The 17,185-nt window shown below is 40.7% G+C and carries 13 protein-coding genes and 1 pseudogene; all 14 read left to right on the forward strand.

Annotated features, from left to right (window positions below; genetic code table 11):
* Positions 1 to 502 (forward strand): annotated as a pseudogene (locus tag ACKI5G_RS01250) (alanine--glyoxylate aminotransferase family protein); the annotation flags it as partial.
* 81 nt (positions 503 to 583) lie between these two features.
* Positions 584 to 2,374: a flagellinolysin gene (locus ACKI5G_RS01255; RefSeq protein WP_407396880.1), complete on the forward strand. Its 1,791-nt coding sequence runs from the start codon at positions 584 to 586 to the stop codon at positions 2,372 to 2,374.
* Positions 2,375 to 2,438: 64 nt separating this feature from the next.
* Positions 2,439 to 5,357 (forward strand): flagellin, encoded by a 2,919-nt coding sequence (locus tag ACKI5G_RS01260; RefSeq protein ID WP_407396882.1) that lies wholly within the window; start codon positions 2,439 to 2,441, stop codon positions 5,355 to 5,357.
* Between the two features lie 70 nt (positions 5,358 to 5,427).
* On the forward strand, positions 5,428 to 6,012 hold the full coding sequence (locus ACKI5G_RS01265) for a hypothetical protein (RefSeq protein WP_407396884.1): 585 nt from the start codon (positions 5,428 to 5,430) through the stop codon (positions 6,010 to 6,012).
* Between the two features lie 4 nt (positions 6,013 to 6,016).
* Positions 6,017 to 6,886 carry a nucleotidyl transferase AbiEii/AbiGii toxin family protein gene (locus ACKI5G_RS01270; protein WP_407396886.1) on the forward strand — a complete coding sequence of 290 codons (870 nt, stop codon included), beginning with the start codon at positions 6,017 to 6,019 and terminating at the stop codon, positions 6,884 to 6,886.
* Positions 6,887 to 7,299: 413 nt separating this feature from the next.
* Entirely contained in the window at positions 7,300 to 8,607 is a 1,308-nt protein-coding gene (locus ACKI5G_RS01275) for an ATP-binding protein (protein ID WP_407396888.1), read from the forward strand.
* Positions 8,608 to 8,798: 191 nt separating this feature from the next.
* Entirely contained in the window at positions 8,799 to 9,941 is a 1,143-nt protein-coding gene (locus tag ACKI5G_RS01280) for a phosphatidylserine decarboxylase (RefSeq protein WP_407396890.1), read from the forward strand.
* Positions 9,942 to 10,158: 217 nt separating this feature from the next.
* On the forward strand, positions 10,159 to 11,517 hold the full coding sequence (locus ACKI5G_RS01285) for an ATP-binding protein (protein ID WP_407396892.1): 1,359 nt from the start codon (positions 10,159 to 10,161) through the stop codon (positions 11,515 to 11,517).
* A gap of 350 nt (positions 11,518 to 11,867) precedes the next feature.
* Positions 11,868 to 12,476, forward strand: a complete 609-nt coding sequence (locus ACKI5G_RS01290) for a helix-turn-helix domain-containing protein (RefSeq protein ID WP_407396894.1) — start codon at positions 11,868 to 11,870, stop codon at positions 12,474 to 12,476.
* Positions 12,469 to 13,188 (forward strand): ATP-binding protein, encoded by a 720-nt coding sequence (locus ACKI5G_RS01295; RefSeq protein ID WP_407396896.1) that lies wholly within the window; start codon positions 12,469 to 12,471, stop codon positions 13,186 to 13,188. The genes ACKI5G_RS01290 and ACKI5G_RS01295 overlap by 8 nt, the downstream gene beginning before the upstream one ends.
* Positions 13,189 to 13,638: 450 nt before the next feature.
* Positions 13,639 to 14,070, forward strand: coding sequence for an HI0074 family nucleotidyltransferase substrate-binding subunit (locus tag ACKI5G_RS01300; protein ID WP_407396898.1), 432 nt, complete (start codon positions 13,639 to 13,641; stop codon positions 14,068 to 14,070).
* 10 nt (positions 14,071 to 14,080) lie between these two features.
* Complete coding sequence (locus tag ACKI5G_RS01305) at positions 14,081 to 14,368, forward strand: nucleotidyltransferase family protein (protein ID WP_027397404.1); 288 nt, start codon at positions 14,081 to 14,083, stop codon at positions 14,366 to 14,368.
* A 112-nt stretch (positions 14,369 to 14,480) separates the two neighbouring features.
* Positions 14,481 to 15,977 (forward strand): TIGR02677 family protein, encoded by a 1,497-nt coding sequence (locus ACKI5G_RS01310; RefSeq protein ID WP_303726139.1) that lies wholly within the window; start codon positions 14,481 to 14,483, stop codon positions 15,975 to 15,977.
* 3 nt (positions 15,978 to 15,980) lie between these two features.
* Positions 15,981 to 17,168: a TIGR02678 family protein gene (locus ACKI5G_RS01315; protein WP_407396901.1), complete on the forward strand. Its 1,188-nt coding sequence runs from the start codon at positions 15,981 to 15,983 to the stop codon at positions 17,166 to 17,168.
* The last annotated feature ends 17 nt before the right edge of the window (positions 17,169 to 17,185 follow it).

Consider the following 17,185-nt stretch of genomic DNA (forward strand, 5'->3'; position numbering starts at 1 on the left):
CTGCATTTCACCAGGCCTGTCTATGGTAGTGCTTAGTAAGGGCATCATTGAAGAGCGTGTTATGAAAAGTGATATTCGGTCCCTGTATTTTGATTTTAAGGACTACTTCAAAAATTTTGAGCGGGGCCAGACTCCCTATACCCCGGCAGTGGGTATTTGTATTGAGCTATCCACTTCCCTGAAAATGATAGAGCGCATTGGTTTGGATAATCACTTGAAACATATTGCTGATGTGGCGGCAGATTTTCGGGAAAAAATAAAGGAGCTACCTGTGTCCTTGCCGGATTTTCCACTATCCAATGCCATAACGCCGATTATTTTCAAAGAGCCGATTGCCTACAAGGTCTTTGAATTATTAAAGGATAAGTACGATATTTTTGTAAATCCTACGGGCGGGAAAATGGCCGACTATTCCTTGCGGATAGCTCATATCGGTCAGACCGGCAAGGAAGATAATGATATGCTGATTGGAAAAATGAAAGCGGCAATAAAGGAAATATGACTTTAGAGGAAAGCTATTTTTTACGATTAATAAATTAAAGTGTATTAGCGTTGTTGGCAGAGTGTGGAATAGGTGATTATTATGGCAATGGTTATCAACAATAACATAGCGGCAATGACCATATTGGGTGAGACCACGAAAAACAGTAAGGCTTTAGGGAAAAGTCTTGAAAAGCTGTCCTCTGGCATGAAGATAAACAGTGCCGGTGACGGTGCGTCTGAATATAGTATTTCTGAAAAAATGCGGTCACAAATTCGTAGCTTGGATCAGGATAGTCAAAATGCCCAGAATGCTCAGAGCCTTCTTAAAGTAGCTGATGGTGTATTGGCTAATTCTGTTGCCATTATGCGCACCATGAAGGAAAAAGCCATTGATGCGGCTAATGATACAAATACTGATGCAGATAGAGCAATTATTCAAAAGGATATTGATCAGCAGATTGATCAGCTCAATGATAATTCTCTCGTGACCTTTAATGGAAAGTATTTATTTGACGGAGCGGCTGATCATACTTATAGCAAGGAACAGACAATTATGGCAGCTCTCAATACTGAGTGGATTGGGAACAGCCTGGATTTGATTGCCCGGTCTACGGGGCTTAGCTTTGAAAAAGGCGATCCTAGTGTGAAGGAAATGACAGTAAAATTTGAAGAAGTAACAAGTGGTGATCAGGCAAATGCCTTGGCGTGGGTTACTTCTTATTTTACAGGGAATAAAACCAGCAAGCTGGAGATGACCGTTAACATGAGCTACTATAAAAATCTGGTGGATGGCGACGTGAATGGCTCTACTACAACACCAGGGGCTGGCTATTTGGACCGTACTATTGCCCATGAAATGACTCATGCGACAATGTCAGCTAATATTGAGGGCTTTGGTGGTTTATACGCCTGCATAAAGGAAGGTTCTGCAGAGGTTATCCATGGTATAGATGATGAGCGTGGAACCAGAATTCAAAATTTGGCGAATAATAAGGAGATTTCTTCGAAGCTCACAACAAGTACCTCAGCGGAAGGTAACGATACTTATGCTGCTGGCTATGTAATGTTTCGCTACATGGCGGCCCAGAGTGGCTTCACTGCAGAGCACGTTTTAAGTAATTTCATGGAATCATTGTCCGGTGGTAACGGGGCCATGACTACAGAGCGTATCGATGCGGCGGTAAGTAGTGCAACACAAGGGAAATATAAAAGCTTTCAGGCAATGAAAACTCAGATGGCTGCTGATGAGGCAGCAGCCGGGGATGGAACCAAATTCTTAAAGGATTATTGTGATATTATACTGCCAAACGAGGATACTGGTGCCATCACAGGCCGTGATGCTGGTGTTAGTCGTGTCAACAAGACCGCTGAGTCAGTGGTGCCAGAGGGCGGTTCTGTAAAATTCTGGACAAATCCAGATAGTGATTCCACTTTTATAAATGGTCTTGAGGTAAAATGGCCAATGGAGTATATGGATATTCGTGGTGGCCTGTTCTTCCAGATAGGCACCAAGGCAGCTCAGAATATACACGCTGTATTTTCCAATGTGGATGCCCAGGCCCTTGGCCTTCAGGATAAGGATGGCAAAAATCTCAGTGTTAAGACTCAAGGGGATGCAGAAAATGCTATTGCTCAGCTTGATAAATCCATTGAACGGGCACTTAATCAGCTTACAAAGATAGGTGCATTGAGCAGCCGTCTTGAATATACCGATGCGAATATTATTACGGCTTCGGAGAATGTAACTTCGGCAGAAAGCGTAATAAGAGACAGTGATATGGCAAAGGAAATGACTGGCTACGCCAAGAATAATGTATTGTTACAGGCGGCTCAGTCCATGCTTAGTCAGGCAAATCAGAATTCGTCAGCAGTACTTAGTCTACTCCAATAATATTTAGTAAGGCGTTATTTGAGTAAGATTTCTGTTTGTGTTTTCATTATTGGGGGGTCAACAAATGGGAATTGTCAACAATATTTCGTCAAATATGATTCTTGGAGAATTGCACAAGAATACAAAAAAGAAGGATAAAGCGTCGGGACAACTGGCCCTAGGTGAAAAGATCCACAATGCCGGGGATGATGCTTCCGGTTTAGCAATCTCTGAGAAAATGCGGGTGCGCCTCAGGGCTTTAGGGCAGGATGAAGCCAATGTAAAGAATGGTGCTTCTATGCTTCGTACTGCAGAGGGGGCTATTCAGAGCCAGATCAATCTCCTTCGCACTATTAAGGCGAAGGTTATTGACGCGCATAATGATACCAATACCGATGTGGATAGGGCGATTATCCAAAAGGAAATATCCCAGTATTATGATGAGATAAACGACATTGCAGCGGAAACGACCTTTAATAAAAAACTACTGTTGCTGGGCAATACTGTCCAGGAAACGGTTAAAAGCTGGGTGGTGCTTGACCATGCTGAGATGGTTGAGGACAGTGACAGTTTAGATTTGATTCCTAATATTTTTGATACATTAGATCATGATAAATATGGTAATCCGTTAGTGGGATCATTTGATACTTTTGGCAGTGCCTCAGATAATGTGCCTTATGATGGGTACAACTTAAAAACGGTTAGTGCAACTACTATAACGGGGTATGACACGGCTGCGACAACCACTGCTACCGAGTCAAAACTTCATGGTGGCTCTGAAAATACACCGAATACTATTGATATCGATTTGACTGGTTTAAATAATGCTGGCTTAGATAATACATCCTTTTATGTCAGATATCGTTATGGAACTATTACCTATGTACTTACTACTGATACCAGCAAAAATTATAAAAATAGTGGTAACGCCTATGAAATAAACATTTCTGGCATGACAAACAGTCAGGTAGCTTCGGCCATTGCCAACAAAATTAGTAGTGATTTAGGAAGCTATTATAAGGCTGAAGTAAGTGGAGAGAAAGTTACCCTTACTACCAAAGCACCTGATAGCACGTATGATAATAAGACCTACTATAACAGCACAAGCTACTATAATGTTGCTGGTACTACTCTTTCGGGTGGCGATTATAATGCTGGTGTGAATCGGACTGCGGCTCCAGCCACCGGTTGGGGAAATTTTAGACTAAGTGGTGGTGCGGATGAGGTCGGACATTATGTTCCATGGACCAATCCGGAAACTGACCAAACAGAGCAAAAGTATGTCAAGGATAAGGATGCGGTGCAAGCTACTGCAAGTAAGAGCTTGAGCGGTGTACCGAGTGGCTCAGGTATTACATTGTCAAGTAGTTATCCGTCTTACAGCACGGCGTATCTGGTTTTTGTAGATGGCAATAGTGGCTTTCAGAATGATACAGCTAATGGCTATTGGACTGTAGGCAAGGACTATTCTGGCAGCAGAAGTCTGGCAGGTATGACAGTGAAGTTATCTGGTGGTACTGTAACATTCACATCCAATTATGCCGGGGCTTCCGGGAACAGCTATGGTATTACGGACTCGGTAGCTGGTTCAACGGCTACTAGTACACCGGATTACTATACAGCAACATCTTCCCTTTCGGGGATTACCAATCATAAAAATGCTGCTGATGGCGATACGGCTCATTGGGATTGGGATTTGTCAGGCTACAATACATCTGATGCAAATAAAGCGGAGGAACTAATAGAAAGTATGGTAGGAAAAGCCTTTTCCCGTAGTTACAATTCCACCAATTATGAGTTTATTGATTCGGGAAAAGCCCCCGCTTTGGAAAGTATATCCAAGATAAATGGCTCTAACACCATTGATTTGAACTCAATACGGGCAAGCGTGGAATCGGGCAAGACTGTTTCTGAGGCTTTTGCCAATTTGATAACTTCTAAACTGGGTTCTTCAGCTACACCAATCAAGAATGGGGCTGATGAAATAACAGGTGTTCAAATAAATGCCAGTCAGCCTGGTACTGTCGGTAATAACCAATCTGTAATTTTTAAAGAAGGCGGTTTGCGTTCGTATACTGTTGATTTTGCCAGTGCTTTTAATTCCAAGGGGGTATCTGATGGAGATATTGCCTCTGCTCTTGATGGCAAGGGTATAAGATTTTATTGTGCTACGGACTCTGCACAGTGGGTAAATGTGCAGTTTGTAAATGGCATTAATCCAGAGGATGATGACCGACCAACCAGCGGTACTGAGTCATTGGATATAAAGACCTTTGTGGTGGATGTGTCTGATGTTACTGATGTTAAATCGTTGGTTAAGACCATTTATGAAGGAGATGGCAATAAGAATCCGCAGGGCTTGGAGGATTGGCTTACCAATTATTATAGGCACTTTTTCCATGTTGCGGCAGATTACGAAAATGGCAGTATTACAATTTATGATAGCCGGCGATATACTGTATTGAATGATAGCAGATATTTAGATCGCCAGGAAAAAGGGGCCAAGATTGCCGATGGGGTTCTGGATAATGTGGTACAGGATAAGCGCTATGTCTATGTAAATGATTTGGTTATCCACCATACTGACCGATCCAGTGCTAATATCCATGTACGGATTCCTCAGACCACCATGGACCATATCTTTGGCTACAAGGTGGGCAGCTATTCTTTGGACGATTACAGCGTTCTTACCAGTGAAAAACGGGAGGAGCTCCTGGGGACCGATGGCCCGCCGAAGGTGGAAGGAACTTTAGACAAAGGGCTTCAGTACCTGATTGATGCCAATACCTTAATCGGTGCCCAGATTGTCCATATGGAGCACGCAGAAGCTAATATTATTACGGATCAGGAAAGCACCACATCTGCTGAGTCTGTTATCCGTGATGCAGATATGGCCAAGAGCTCATTGGAACTGGCTACAGCCCAGATACTTGCTCAGTCCGGCCAGACCATGCTTAGCCAATCAAATCAAAACAGCAGTAATGTATTGAGCTTGTTGCAATAAACTAGCGGAGATTTTAAATTGATTTCCTCCACTAACTATCATATAATTGTAGTTAGTGGAGGAAATCGTTATGTTTAGAACAACATCTGACTTATTAGATTCCCTTTCCAAGTATGCCAATCCTGATATGAAAATCAAGCGAATGGTTCAGGAGGGGAGTCTTTTTCGTTTACGGCGTGGACTATATGCTACCACACGGAATATTTCTTCATATTTATTGGCGGGGGTCATATATGGTCCTTCCTATATTTCTTTTGAGACAGCATTGTCCAGATATGGATTGATTCCTGAGCGGGTTTATGCTTGCACTTCTGCCACTTTTAAAAAGAATCGTTCCAAAACATATAAAAATGATTTTGGCGTTTTTGAATATCGGGATATCCCGGCAGCAGCATATCCTCTGGGAGTCCGCTTGGCAGAGGAGAATGGCATATTTTATGCTATAGCATCCCCAGAGAAGGCTATATGTGATATGCTTTATATCCAACCTCCGGTATACAGTAAAAAGGCTTTAGAGGGCATGTTGTTTGAAGATTTGCGTATTGATGAGGAGATTTTTGGGAGGCTAAATTATCAGGATATGCAGTATTTGGTTCCAAGATATAGGCGGCGTAATTTGAAGTTGTTGTCTGCATTATTGGAGAAGAGGGGTTGAATCGGTGGATACACTTTTAGACGAGTACATGAAGTTATATAATCCACAGACTGCTGAAGATTATCGTAATGCCTTAAAGGAGATTGTTCAGGAGATAGCACTTTATGGGCTGAGTCGGAGTAATTTCTTTCAAAAGGCTGCTTTCTATGGAGGGACTGCCCTTAGAATTTTTTATGGATTGGATCGTTTTTCGGAGGATATGGATTTTTCATTATCTGAGGCAAATCAAAGCTTTTCTTTGGAGAAGTATCTTTCTTACATGGAGGAAGCTTTGGCCAGCCATGGCTTGGAAATGTCGGTATCTGAGAAGATTAAGTCAAGACAATCTGATGTGCAGTCTGCGTTTATAAAAGGTGAAACCCTGATTCAATTGGTCACGATATGGGATAGGGAAGAACGGAGATTCCCCGGGATCGACCCACATGAGCAGGTTAAGATTAAAGTTGAGATAGACACCAATCCTCCAGAGGGGGCTACATTTGAAAAGAAATATGGTCTCCGTCCGGTTCCTTTTATGGTGCGTTTATATGATTCGCCGTCTCTATTCGCTGGGAAACTGCACGCAGTTCTGTGCAGAAATTGGAAAAATAGGGTAAAGGGTCGTGACTTTTATGATTTTGTATGGTATATAACCAATAGAATAAAGGTGAATCTATATCATTTGCAGAAAAGAATGGAACAGACAGGGCATTGGGATAGTAATGATACATTAACTCTGCAGGTATTGAAGGGAATGCTGGCAGAACGATTTGCTTCTGTTGATTATGAGCAGGCTGGACAGGATGTAAGAAAATTTATTAAGGCTGATGAGAAACTCAAATTATGGAGTGAAGACTTTTTTAAAGCTTTGTCTGAGCATATTGAGTCGGTATAATTGACATAAATTCGTCCTTTACAAACGGTGAAAGTATTATTGTTCATATGGAGCGTCCTACTGAAAAAGGGTTTGACCAGGCTGAATTTTTATTGCCGGGTGTAGTATGTACAAAATGCATGGGGTTTACTGAAGATGAATTAATAAAACTTACAGTTTTTGTCAAAAATAATAGTCCATTGATTTGGGAAATAGCCCGCGAGGATGGTGAGATTATTGCCGACGTGGGGTGAATTATTCGGTTATCGCATTTATTTTTGGTCACGGGAAGCTAATGAAACTATACAGGATGATAGAATTTTTCATGAAAAACACAAAAATTGTAGATTTCTACATTTTTATTGAATTATTGTAGGATATAATGATAAAATACAATCAGCAAAACTGTAGAATTCTACATTTTAGGAGATTGTATGATAAAGAGAGACAAATATCTAAATCAACTAATTAATTCACAAAATAACGGCTTCCCAAAGGTAATAACTGGTATAAGGCGTTGCGGAAAATCATTTCTTTTAAAAGAAATATTCAGGGAATATCTTCTATCTAAAAATGTGCCTGAAAAAAGAATAATTATATTAGAACTTGATGACGACCAAAATGCCAGATATCGTGATCCCTTGGAATTAGGAACGTATATTAGGGCAAAGTGTGCCGATAGAGATACTTATTATGTTTTTATTGATGAAATACAGAAAGTTTACTCAATTGTTAATCCTAATCTTACTGGTGGCGTGCATGTTCTTGCTGGTGCTAAGGATTCGGAAACTATTTCATTTGTAGATGTGGTATTAGGACTTTCACGGGAAAAGAATATCGACCTTTATGTGACAGGTTCTAATTCAAAGATGTTGTCCTCTGATATTGTCACCGAGTTTAGAGATAAGGCCACTAATATAAACTTGTCCCCTTTATCTTTTGAGGAATATCATGGCTACATAGGAGGTTCGCCAACAGATTCAATATATACTTACATGCAGTTTGGCGGTATGCCGTTGGCTGTATTGAAGATAGAAGACGAACGAAAAGAATACTTAAAGAACTTGTTTTTTACAACATATTTCAGCGATATTGTTGAGAGAAACCAGCTGAATAAGGGAGAGGCCTTGGATGAATTGTGCAATATTATAAGTTCATCCACTGGTTCGTTGTTAAATGCTGAAAAAATTGCCAATACATTTGCCAGTGTTAGGCATGAAAAAATAGATAAGGCTACAGTAGAAAAATATATAGGCTATTTCAAAGATGCATTTTTGATAAGAGAAGCAAAAAGATATGATTTGAAGGGAAGAAAAGAGATCGGAGCCTTAAGAAAGTATTATTTTTGTGACACTGGCCTGCGTAATGCCAGACTAAACTTTGCATTTCCAGATGAAGGACAGATGCTTGAGAACATTGTTTACAATGAACTATGTTACCATGGTTATTCTGTAAATGTAGGGGCGTTTGATACCGTAGAAAAAGATGCAAATCATAAATCAATAAGGAAGAACAATGAAGTGGACTTCTATGCCACCAAGGGGCGCAGGGCATATTACATTCAAGTTACTGCGGATATTTCTAATGCGGATACCAGAGACCGTGAAATAAGGCCATATTTAAAATTGAATGATCAGATTAAGAAGGTCTTGGTTATAAATAAGCCGATTAGCGAAACATACGATGAAAATGGATTTACTATAATAGGTATTGCAGATTTTTTACTGAGATTTATAAAATGATATCTTTTATGGTTAAACAAAAGAATTGCTATAGAACTGCTGTACAAATGTGCAGCAGTTTTCTTTTGCCCAAAATTACCGTAGCTGGAAAGAATTATCTTGTTTTTGCAGGATTACGCTGGAGGATGATAGAATTGTATAGAACAAGGTATAATTGAGCAGATATTAGATAATCTGATATACGCATATTGGTGGAAAAGTCTATTAAACAGGCATCAATTATCAATCCGGACAGGAAAACCAATCCAGTACAATCTTTGAATGAGCTCTATGTTTTCCTGGACTATACAGTAACCTGTATGCCTTGGAATATCTTGCCAGAGGAACGATACGGAAGCTTTTCCACAAAATGTGATCAAAGCATCCTCTATGTGTACTGGCTTTTGGATCAACCACTGGAAGAGCTTAAGGACAAAGAGCTGTTCTATCCGTCTGTAGAGTACCTTGAACCAATATATACGTGGTTGACAGAGTACAACAATACATGGCGGGATTTCCTGGATTCAGAAGCATCGTGGAAACAGGAATACTTGGATATGCTTCTTCGTGATCGATCCTGGAATCTTGATAAGGGGTGGTATGAATCACCGGATAACTGGCATTCATTCAACGAATTTTTCTCCAGAAAGCTGTCAAATGGAAATGCCCGTCCGATTGCCGAACCTAACGACGATAGGGTTGTTGTTTCACCTGCGGATTCCCTTCCCCAGGGCGTGTGGAATATCGATGAATCCGGAAGGTTCTACGCCGATCCTATTAAAAGGGAAGACGGTGTAATAATTAAGGATTCCACTTTTGTGTCTGTTGAGCAGCTGCTGGGAGAGCCGGGAGCTGAGTACGCGAAATTATTTCACAACGGAATATTGACACATACATATCTAAATTATGATGATTATCACAGATATCATTTCCCTGTGTCTGGAGTCGTTGAAGCAGTATATAAAATTCCTTATGCCAATGCGGTTGGAGGAATTGTTTATTGGGACAAGGATAAAGAGTTGTATGTTTTGGAATCAAATTCCCTTTCATGGCAAAGTGTGGAAACAAGAGGCTGTGTCCTTATAAAGACAGCTTATGGAATGGTGGCCGCTATTCCAGTGGGGATGGGGCAGGTTTCCAGTGTTAATTTTATTGAAACCATAAAGCCTGGGACAAAAGTGAAAAAAGGGGACGAGCTGGGCTATTTCTTATTCGGCGGTTCCGACTGTGTAATGCTGTTTGAAGGCAAATCCGGTTTTAAACTGTCTGTAGGTAAAGGTGAAAAAGGCGGTTATTCCGCAGGTTATCGTCATGTACTCTGTAGGGAAGAATATGGGAGATTTTTGGGTAAATAAACGGATAAGGTCTAACCAGTGGCTCATTGAAACAGCGGGGGGGCATCTGCGCCCTCCGCTGTTCGTGGTGCGCCCAGCATGGGCGCACTATGATATTTACGTATGTATAATAAGTTATTATATGGATTATATACTTGCGTATAATCAAATAACGTGATAAACTGCGTATAATCAGAGAAATGATAATTCAATTATATGCGTATAATTGGAGGAGAGCATGGTTTTAAAACGCAAAATATATGAAAAATTGCTTACTTGGAAGAAAGAGACCAGAGGCACAAAGGCAATACTGATTGAAGGTGCCAGGCGAATAGGGAAGTCGACAATATGTGAAGAATTTGGCAAAAATGAATATAGTAGCTATGTGCTTATTGATTTTGCCAAACAAGATAAAACGGTAGAGGGATATTTTAATAAGTATTTGAGCGATTTGGATACACTGTTTATGATGCTTTCCACGCATTTTGGCGTAAAATTACATAATCGTGATACATTGTTTATTTTTGATGAAGTTCAAATGTTTCCACGAGCTAGGGCGGCAATTAAATATTTGGTGGCTGATGGCAGATATGATTATATTGAAACGGGATCATTAATTTCCGTAAAGGAAAATGTTAAGGATATAGTAATTCCGTCCGAGGAAAGAAGCATAAAAATGTATCCTTTGGATTTGGAGGAATTTGCCTGGGCATTAGGTGAGGAACCATTAATTCAGTATATAAGGACTTGTTTTGAACAAAAGGTTCCACTGGATAGGGGAATGCACAACAAGGCGATGCTTCTATTTAAACAATATCTTCTAATTGGTGGAATGCCAAAGCCAGTGGTTCTTTTTGTGTCACAAGGCAAAGATTTTACTGCGGCGGACATTGAAAAAAGAGATATTTTAAAACTATACCGTAACGATATTATGAAAATTAAATCTGCATACCGAAGCAAAGTGTTGGCGATTTTCGACCAGATACCAGGCCTTTTATCGCAGCATGAAAAACGAGTGGTATTCAAGAATATAGTTGAGGGAAGCTATGCAGAGCAGTATAGTGACACTTTTTTCTGGCTGTCGGATTCTATGATTTCCAATGAGTGTTTTTTATGCAACGACCCTAATGTCGGGTTGGCAATTAATGAGGTTCGTACCTATGTGAAATGCTATATGGGAGATACAGGCCTTTTGCTAAGCCATGCATTTAATGAAAATGAGCTTCTTGAAGATGAGGTATATAATCAGATTCTAAATGACAAGCTTTCGATTAATTCGGGGATGCTTTATGAAAATGCGATAGCGCAAATGCTTACGGCTAATGGTCATAAATTATATTTTTATACCCATTATTCTAATGGAAAACACAGAAATGATATGGAAATAGATTTCATTATTTCGAATAACAGCAAAATGAAGTACAAAATGTATCCTATTGAGGTAAAGTCCGGAAAAAGGTATCAGGCGAATTCTTTGAAACGTTTTAGAGAAAAATATCAAAACCGTATAGGCGAATGCTACGTAATTCATCCAAGAAACCTGATAGTTAATGATGGAATAATTTGTATACCGCCTTATATGACGATGTGTCTCTGATATTTTGCAGGAGTACGCCAGAGGATGATAGAATTCTATAAGGAAAGATATTTCGATACCGAAGTTTAAAATATCATTCGAAGAAATCGATGGCAAAGGGCTTATTATAGTTAATGTGATGATTGGCGATGAGACACTATATTTTAAGTTATTTAATTTAAATTATTACGATGGGTAACAGCTTGACCATAGTACGTGGAAGAATCGGAAAACGGACGGTAAAGATTCGGAAGATGTTCGGGAAAAAAGGTTCGGAAAAGAATTGCTTAATGGTACCAAGATTTTATATTCAGACCTGGCATGCCAGTTTTGTCATTAACCAATAGGAATTTAACGAGGAGCAGCTTTTTATGTTTGATCCAAATGATATACAAGATTTACAGTATTCAACCGAAAAACAAGTAGTTGACAGAAAATCAGCGAGAATAGCTGCCAAAGATTTTGCAATCCCTGTTGTGGCTATGGCTAATGCTGACGGTGGATATCTAGTTGTAGGTATTGAAGATGATGGAACCATAACCGGTATTGATGAGCATGAGAAAAATGTCAATGAATTACTAAGAGTTCCATTTGATTATTGTGTACCGTCTGTGATGGTAGAAAATAAAACCATAGAGGCTTGTGATACGAATGGCCGTGTAAATCATGTGTTGGTAATGCATATATTGCCATCTGCACAGGTAATAGCAAATCAAGCAGATGAAGTGTTTATGCGAGTCGGAGATAAAAGTAAGAAACTTAATTTTGAGCAGCGCCTTCAGTTAGTATACGCAAAAGGTGTGAAATATTTTGAAAATCAGCCTGTTGCGTCTGCAAGCATTTCTGACATAGATATGCCTTTTGTTGATCAATATATCAGAAAGATTGGTTATACAAAGGGGAATGCTGAGTTCTACCTGCGTCATAACAATGACTTTATCATCACTGTGGATGGTGAAGATAAGGTTTCTGGTGCTTAAAGATGTAAAATTTTCTGGTAAGATACTTGAGCAGGTTCGTGATGCAATAGCTTTTGTAAAAACGCAGATTAGGGAATACACCAAGCTGGGAAAGGGTGCAGTTTTTACTACTGTACCAGAATTGCCAGAGTTTTGCTGGACCGAGTTGCTGGTAAATGCAATTGCCCATCGGGATTATAGTGTTAAAGGCACTGATATTCAGGTGAAGATGTTTGATGACCATTTTGTTGTGGAAAGTCCAGGTGTTTTACCTGGCATGGTTACAATTAATAATATAAGGGAATTCCATTTTAGTCGTAATCCTCAAATTGTTGAATACCTTAACGAGTATGATTTTGTTAAGGAGTTTGGTGAAGGCGTTGATAGAATTTATCGGGATATGGAAGCGGCTGGCCTTCCAGAGCCCGTATATAAACAGCGTGAATTTATGCTTTATGCTGAATTGCGTAATAGAAACTGGGGAAAAGATTTATCGATGTATGAGGCTACCTCTCAGGATGTAGATGTCCCTCAAGATGTCCCTCAAGATGGCGAAAAAAGTAATTATGCTGAAACAATTTTAAATATGATTCAGGAGAATCCAAAAGTTACGCGGGCAGAGATGGCAAAAGCACTAAAAGTTAGTATGAAGACCATAGGGCGAGAGATAAAGAAAATGCCACAGATTCGTTATATAGGGCAAGGATATAGCGGGCATTGGGAGGTAAAATAATATTATTAATGTTGCAGTAAATTCTATTGCAAGGAATCCAATAATTCAAACTATGCTAAGAAATGGTAGGCATTGTCGATAATGCTGGTTCTTTACCTGGCATGGTTACAATCATTAATATAAGTGAATTCTATTTTAGCCGTAATCCTCAAAATGTCGAATGCCTTAACTCGTATGATTTGGGTACGGAATTTGGTGAAGTTTTATAAAAATCACCTTATTGGCATAAAAGTCGTTTTAAAGAGTCGCAATATTATCATAAAAGTCCATTGAAAAAGTCTTGTCGCTTTATTAGGATAAAATAGAGTTCTTTTTGAGATTTTACTTGCTGATTTCTTTGGAAAAATGGGCCGTAAGCTATATTATTTCCATAAATCGGTATAATTGAAAAAAGATCCAGATATAATGGAGCTAGACAGTGTATAGTGAACTGGATGAAAGGGAAAATATATGTTTGAAGAAAAGCAAATGGTTGATTTGCAATCGGATATTCATAAAAAAGTTTGTAATTTCCTTAAAGCATTGGATAATTTAAAAACAATTGAAGGAAAAACACCACCCTATGATGCCATTACTGAGGCTGGAATGGTGTCTTTGTTTGAGATTTGTTTTGAACAGGCATGGAAGGCTATGAAGGAGCGGTTGGAATTTAATGGTTATGGAGAACGGAAATTAGGTTCACCTAATGCCATAATTAAGCTTGCCTTTCAGGCTGAAATGATTGATGATGAAGAGCTTTGGAGTGCGGCGTTAAGGGCACGAAATAATGTGGTGCATTCCTATAGTGATGAAATAGCCTTGTCCATAATAAAAGACACCCAGAGCAAATTTATAGTTATGTTTGAAAAACTACGTCAAGAGTTGATTGAAAATTGGTTGTGAGGTGCCGGCAATGAATTTGCCTGAAAAGGTTAAGGATAAAATAATAGAGCTTGCCAGGAAATGTGGAGTAAAAAAGGTGATTTTATTTGGCAGTCGCGCCCGTGGTGATAATTGGGAGCGCAGCGATATTGATTTGGCCATATCCGGCGGAGATAGAGTCCGCTTTACTCTGGATGTTGATGAATCTGACATAGTCCCTACGTTATTGATGTTTGATGTGGTGGATTTGGATGAGCCATGTAACGAGGACTTACTGGAGTCGATAAAGAGGGACGGAGTTGTGCTATACGAAGAATGATACGTGCAGAAATATACTGCTGTACGAGTGTGGTTCAGTAGTTTTAATGACGAAAATGTGATCGTTATGTGTTACACTATCTCCCTGCTATAAGGCTATGAAAGAGTTTTTTATGATAGGAGAAAAAATGGACGAGCAGGATTATCGGCGAATTTCCGAAATAAGCTATCTTAATACGGAAAATACCTGGCGTTATCGCTCAATATTGCATTTTTGTTTTAAGCGCCATGAGCACATGCAGACCTATGTTTATCCCGAGGATATATTTCATGAATTAAAGCGAGATCCTAATTTTCGGGAGTATTCCTTTGAGCAGCTGGAGCAGGATCTGGCCACATTGGTGGGCTGGAAAAACCTAATTCCCCATCAGGAGACCAGTCGGGCCAAAACCATAGTGGATTTTAAGAAGAAGCGATATCGCTATCAGTGTACGCCATATACCGTAGAGATAGAGCGCATGGTGGAAAAGCTTAAATCCATTGGCGAGGAATTTAGCGGTTCTCTGGAGACCACCCAGTTTGATCGCATTCTACGGGCATTACGGGAATTTTTGATACCGGATAATCCGGTAACTGATGAGGAACTGCATCAGATTTGGGAGGATTTACAGCATTATTTTCATACACTGGTGGAAAACTCCTCTGATTATCTGGCCCATTTAAAAAGCACCAAGGTGGAGGAACGGATGCAGACAGTGGCCTTTATAGTATACAAGGACCGTTTTACTCAATATCTGCAGAATTTCGTCATCGGGCTGCAGCGTTCAGCCCAGAAAATGGAGAATTTATTCAAAGGCAGTAATTCAGAGTTGGAAGATAGCCTGTTTCAGCGGCTGACGGATTATCAGTTATCCATACCCCGCTTGGGTGAGGAAAAAAGTGCCCAAGAATATTTTGATGATTTTCAGGAAAGCTTTTTGGTTATGCGGGAATGGTTTATGGGCACCAATTATCGGGAAAGTGAGCTGTCGGTGCTGTCCAAGGAGACGGTGGATACCATTCGACGTATTACCAAATTCGCCCAACGCTTAGCGGAGCAAAGGCAGGTTTCCCGCAGCCGCAAGGCGGAGTACCTGCATTTGGCCCATTGGTTTTCCCAGGTTAATACCAAGAATGAGGCTGACTGCTTAAGCGCGATTGTTTTTGGACCTGCAGGCGGACGTCATTTTTATGCGGAAAGTCGGGAAATGGAGGACATGAACAGTCATATTGAGGAGGAGCCACCAACTCGCCTTGAGCTTAAGCCCAGGGTTAGCACCTACCGGGAACGTCAGCGTCAGGTGCCGATCAGGGATCATGGACAGGCAAAAAGCGCGGTGCGACAGGCCTATTTGGACGAGCAAAGAAAATTGGTGGAAACCATAAATGACCTTGCTTCAGATGGAGTCATTGATTTTGCTGATTTGCCGGTGCTAAGTCGGGAGGTAAGGCAGATTCTCCTTGGGTGGGTAGCAAGGGCATTGCACAGAAATCCTGTCCGCACTGAGCTGGGCACCTTGGTTGAGCTGGCTTACGATAAAGAAAATCCTGCTTCCATTGTGCTTCACTGTGATGATGGGAATTTTTCCATGCCGGCCATGAAGTTTTATATTAGGAAAGGACAGCAGTGATTTATGGTAGAGGCTAGTGAGCAGGAGGAGCTGCGGCGGGGGGCCCAGATTTTGCTGGAAAATCGTTGGGTTAGCCGTCGGGAAATGCCGGATGAATATTTGTTGATACGCCGTAATGAGAAAGCACTACGGCAATTTTTTCGTGAAAAATGTGGCTGGCCACTATTGGTAACGGCGAATTTTTATAAGCTGGAAAAAATCCCTGCCAATCCATGGGGCTTTATGGGGATAGCTGCCATGCAAAGCATTGAGGATTATGTTCTGTTGGCCTGTGTGATGGCTTTTTTAGAGGAGTATGAATCCGGGGGACAGTTTTTGTTAGGTGATTTGGCGGAGGCCCTGTTGGCCTACTATCCTCAGGAAGCTCATACACCACGATTGAATTGGGAATCCTATAATTGGCGCAAGTCCCTTATAAGAGTGCTGAATTTTTTGGCGGAGGAAGGCATTATAAATATTGTGGACGATGAAAGCACGGGATTTATAAGTCAAGGCTTTAATGCCGATGGGGCTATTGCGGGTGAGGCGTTATATGAGGTAACTAATTTGGCCCGCTATTTTTTGCGGTCATTTCCCAAGGAACTGTCGGATTACGTTTCATGGCAGGATTTGCTGGAGGCTGATTACGTCACGGACACTAATGAGGAGGCCCGATCCCTGCGTCATCGTCGCAATCGGATTTATCGGGAATTGTTATTGAAGCCGGTGTTTTATCGCCAGGGGGAGTATGAGGCTGACTTTGCCTATTTGCGCAACAGACGGGGCAGGCTTGAGGATATTATTCAGGATTGGTTTGGTCTTCATTTGGAGCTGTATCAAAATGGGGTTATGGCGGTATCCCATGAGCAGTCCACTTGGTTTAATGACGTATTTCCTGTACGTTTTCGTGGAATTCACGATATTATTTTGCACTTATCCCATTATTTACGAGAGCTTTCTCCAGAGCAGGTGAAACAGCCCATGACTATTAATCAATGGCAAGGGCATTTGGAGCAGTTATCTAAAAATACTAAAGCCGGCTGGACAAAGGAGTATCGTGAGATGAGTTTGAAACGCCTATCAGAAAGATTGCTGGAGGAAATGACTTCCTGGGGTATGGTGAAGGTCGATGAAGATGGTCTGATTACTGTGCAGTCGGCTCTGTTTCGCCATGAAGGGGTATATCCTGCGGATTATACTGGCAAAAAGTAAAAGAGCAAATCGGGGGA

It is taken from the genome of Anaerovibrio sp. (assembly GCF_045637405.1).
Taxonomy (GTDB): domain Bacteria; phylum Bacillota; class Negativicutes; order Selenomonadales; family Selenomonadaceae; genus Anaerovibrio.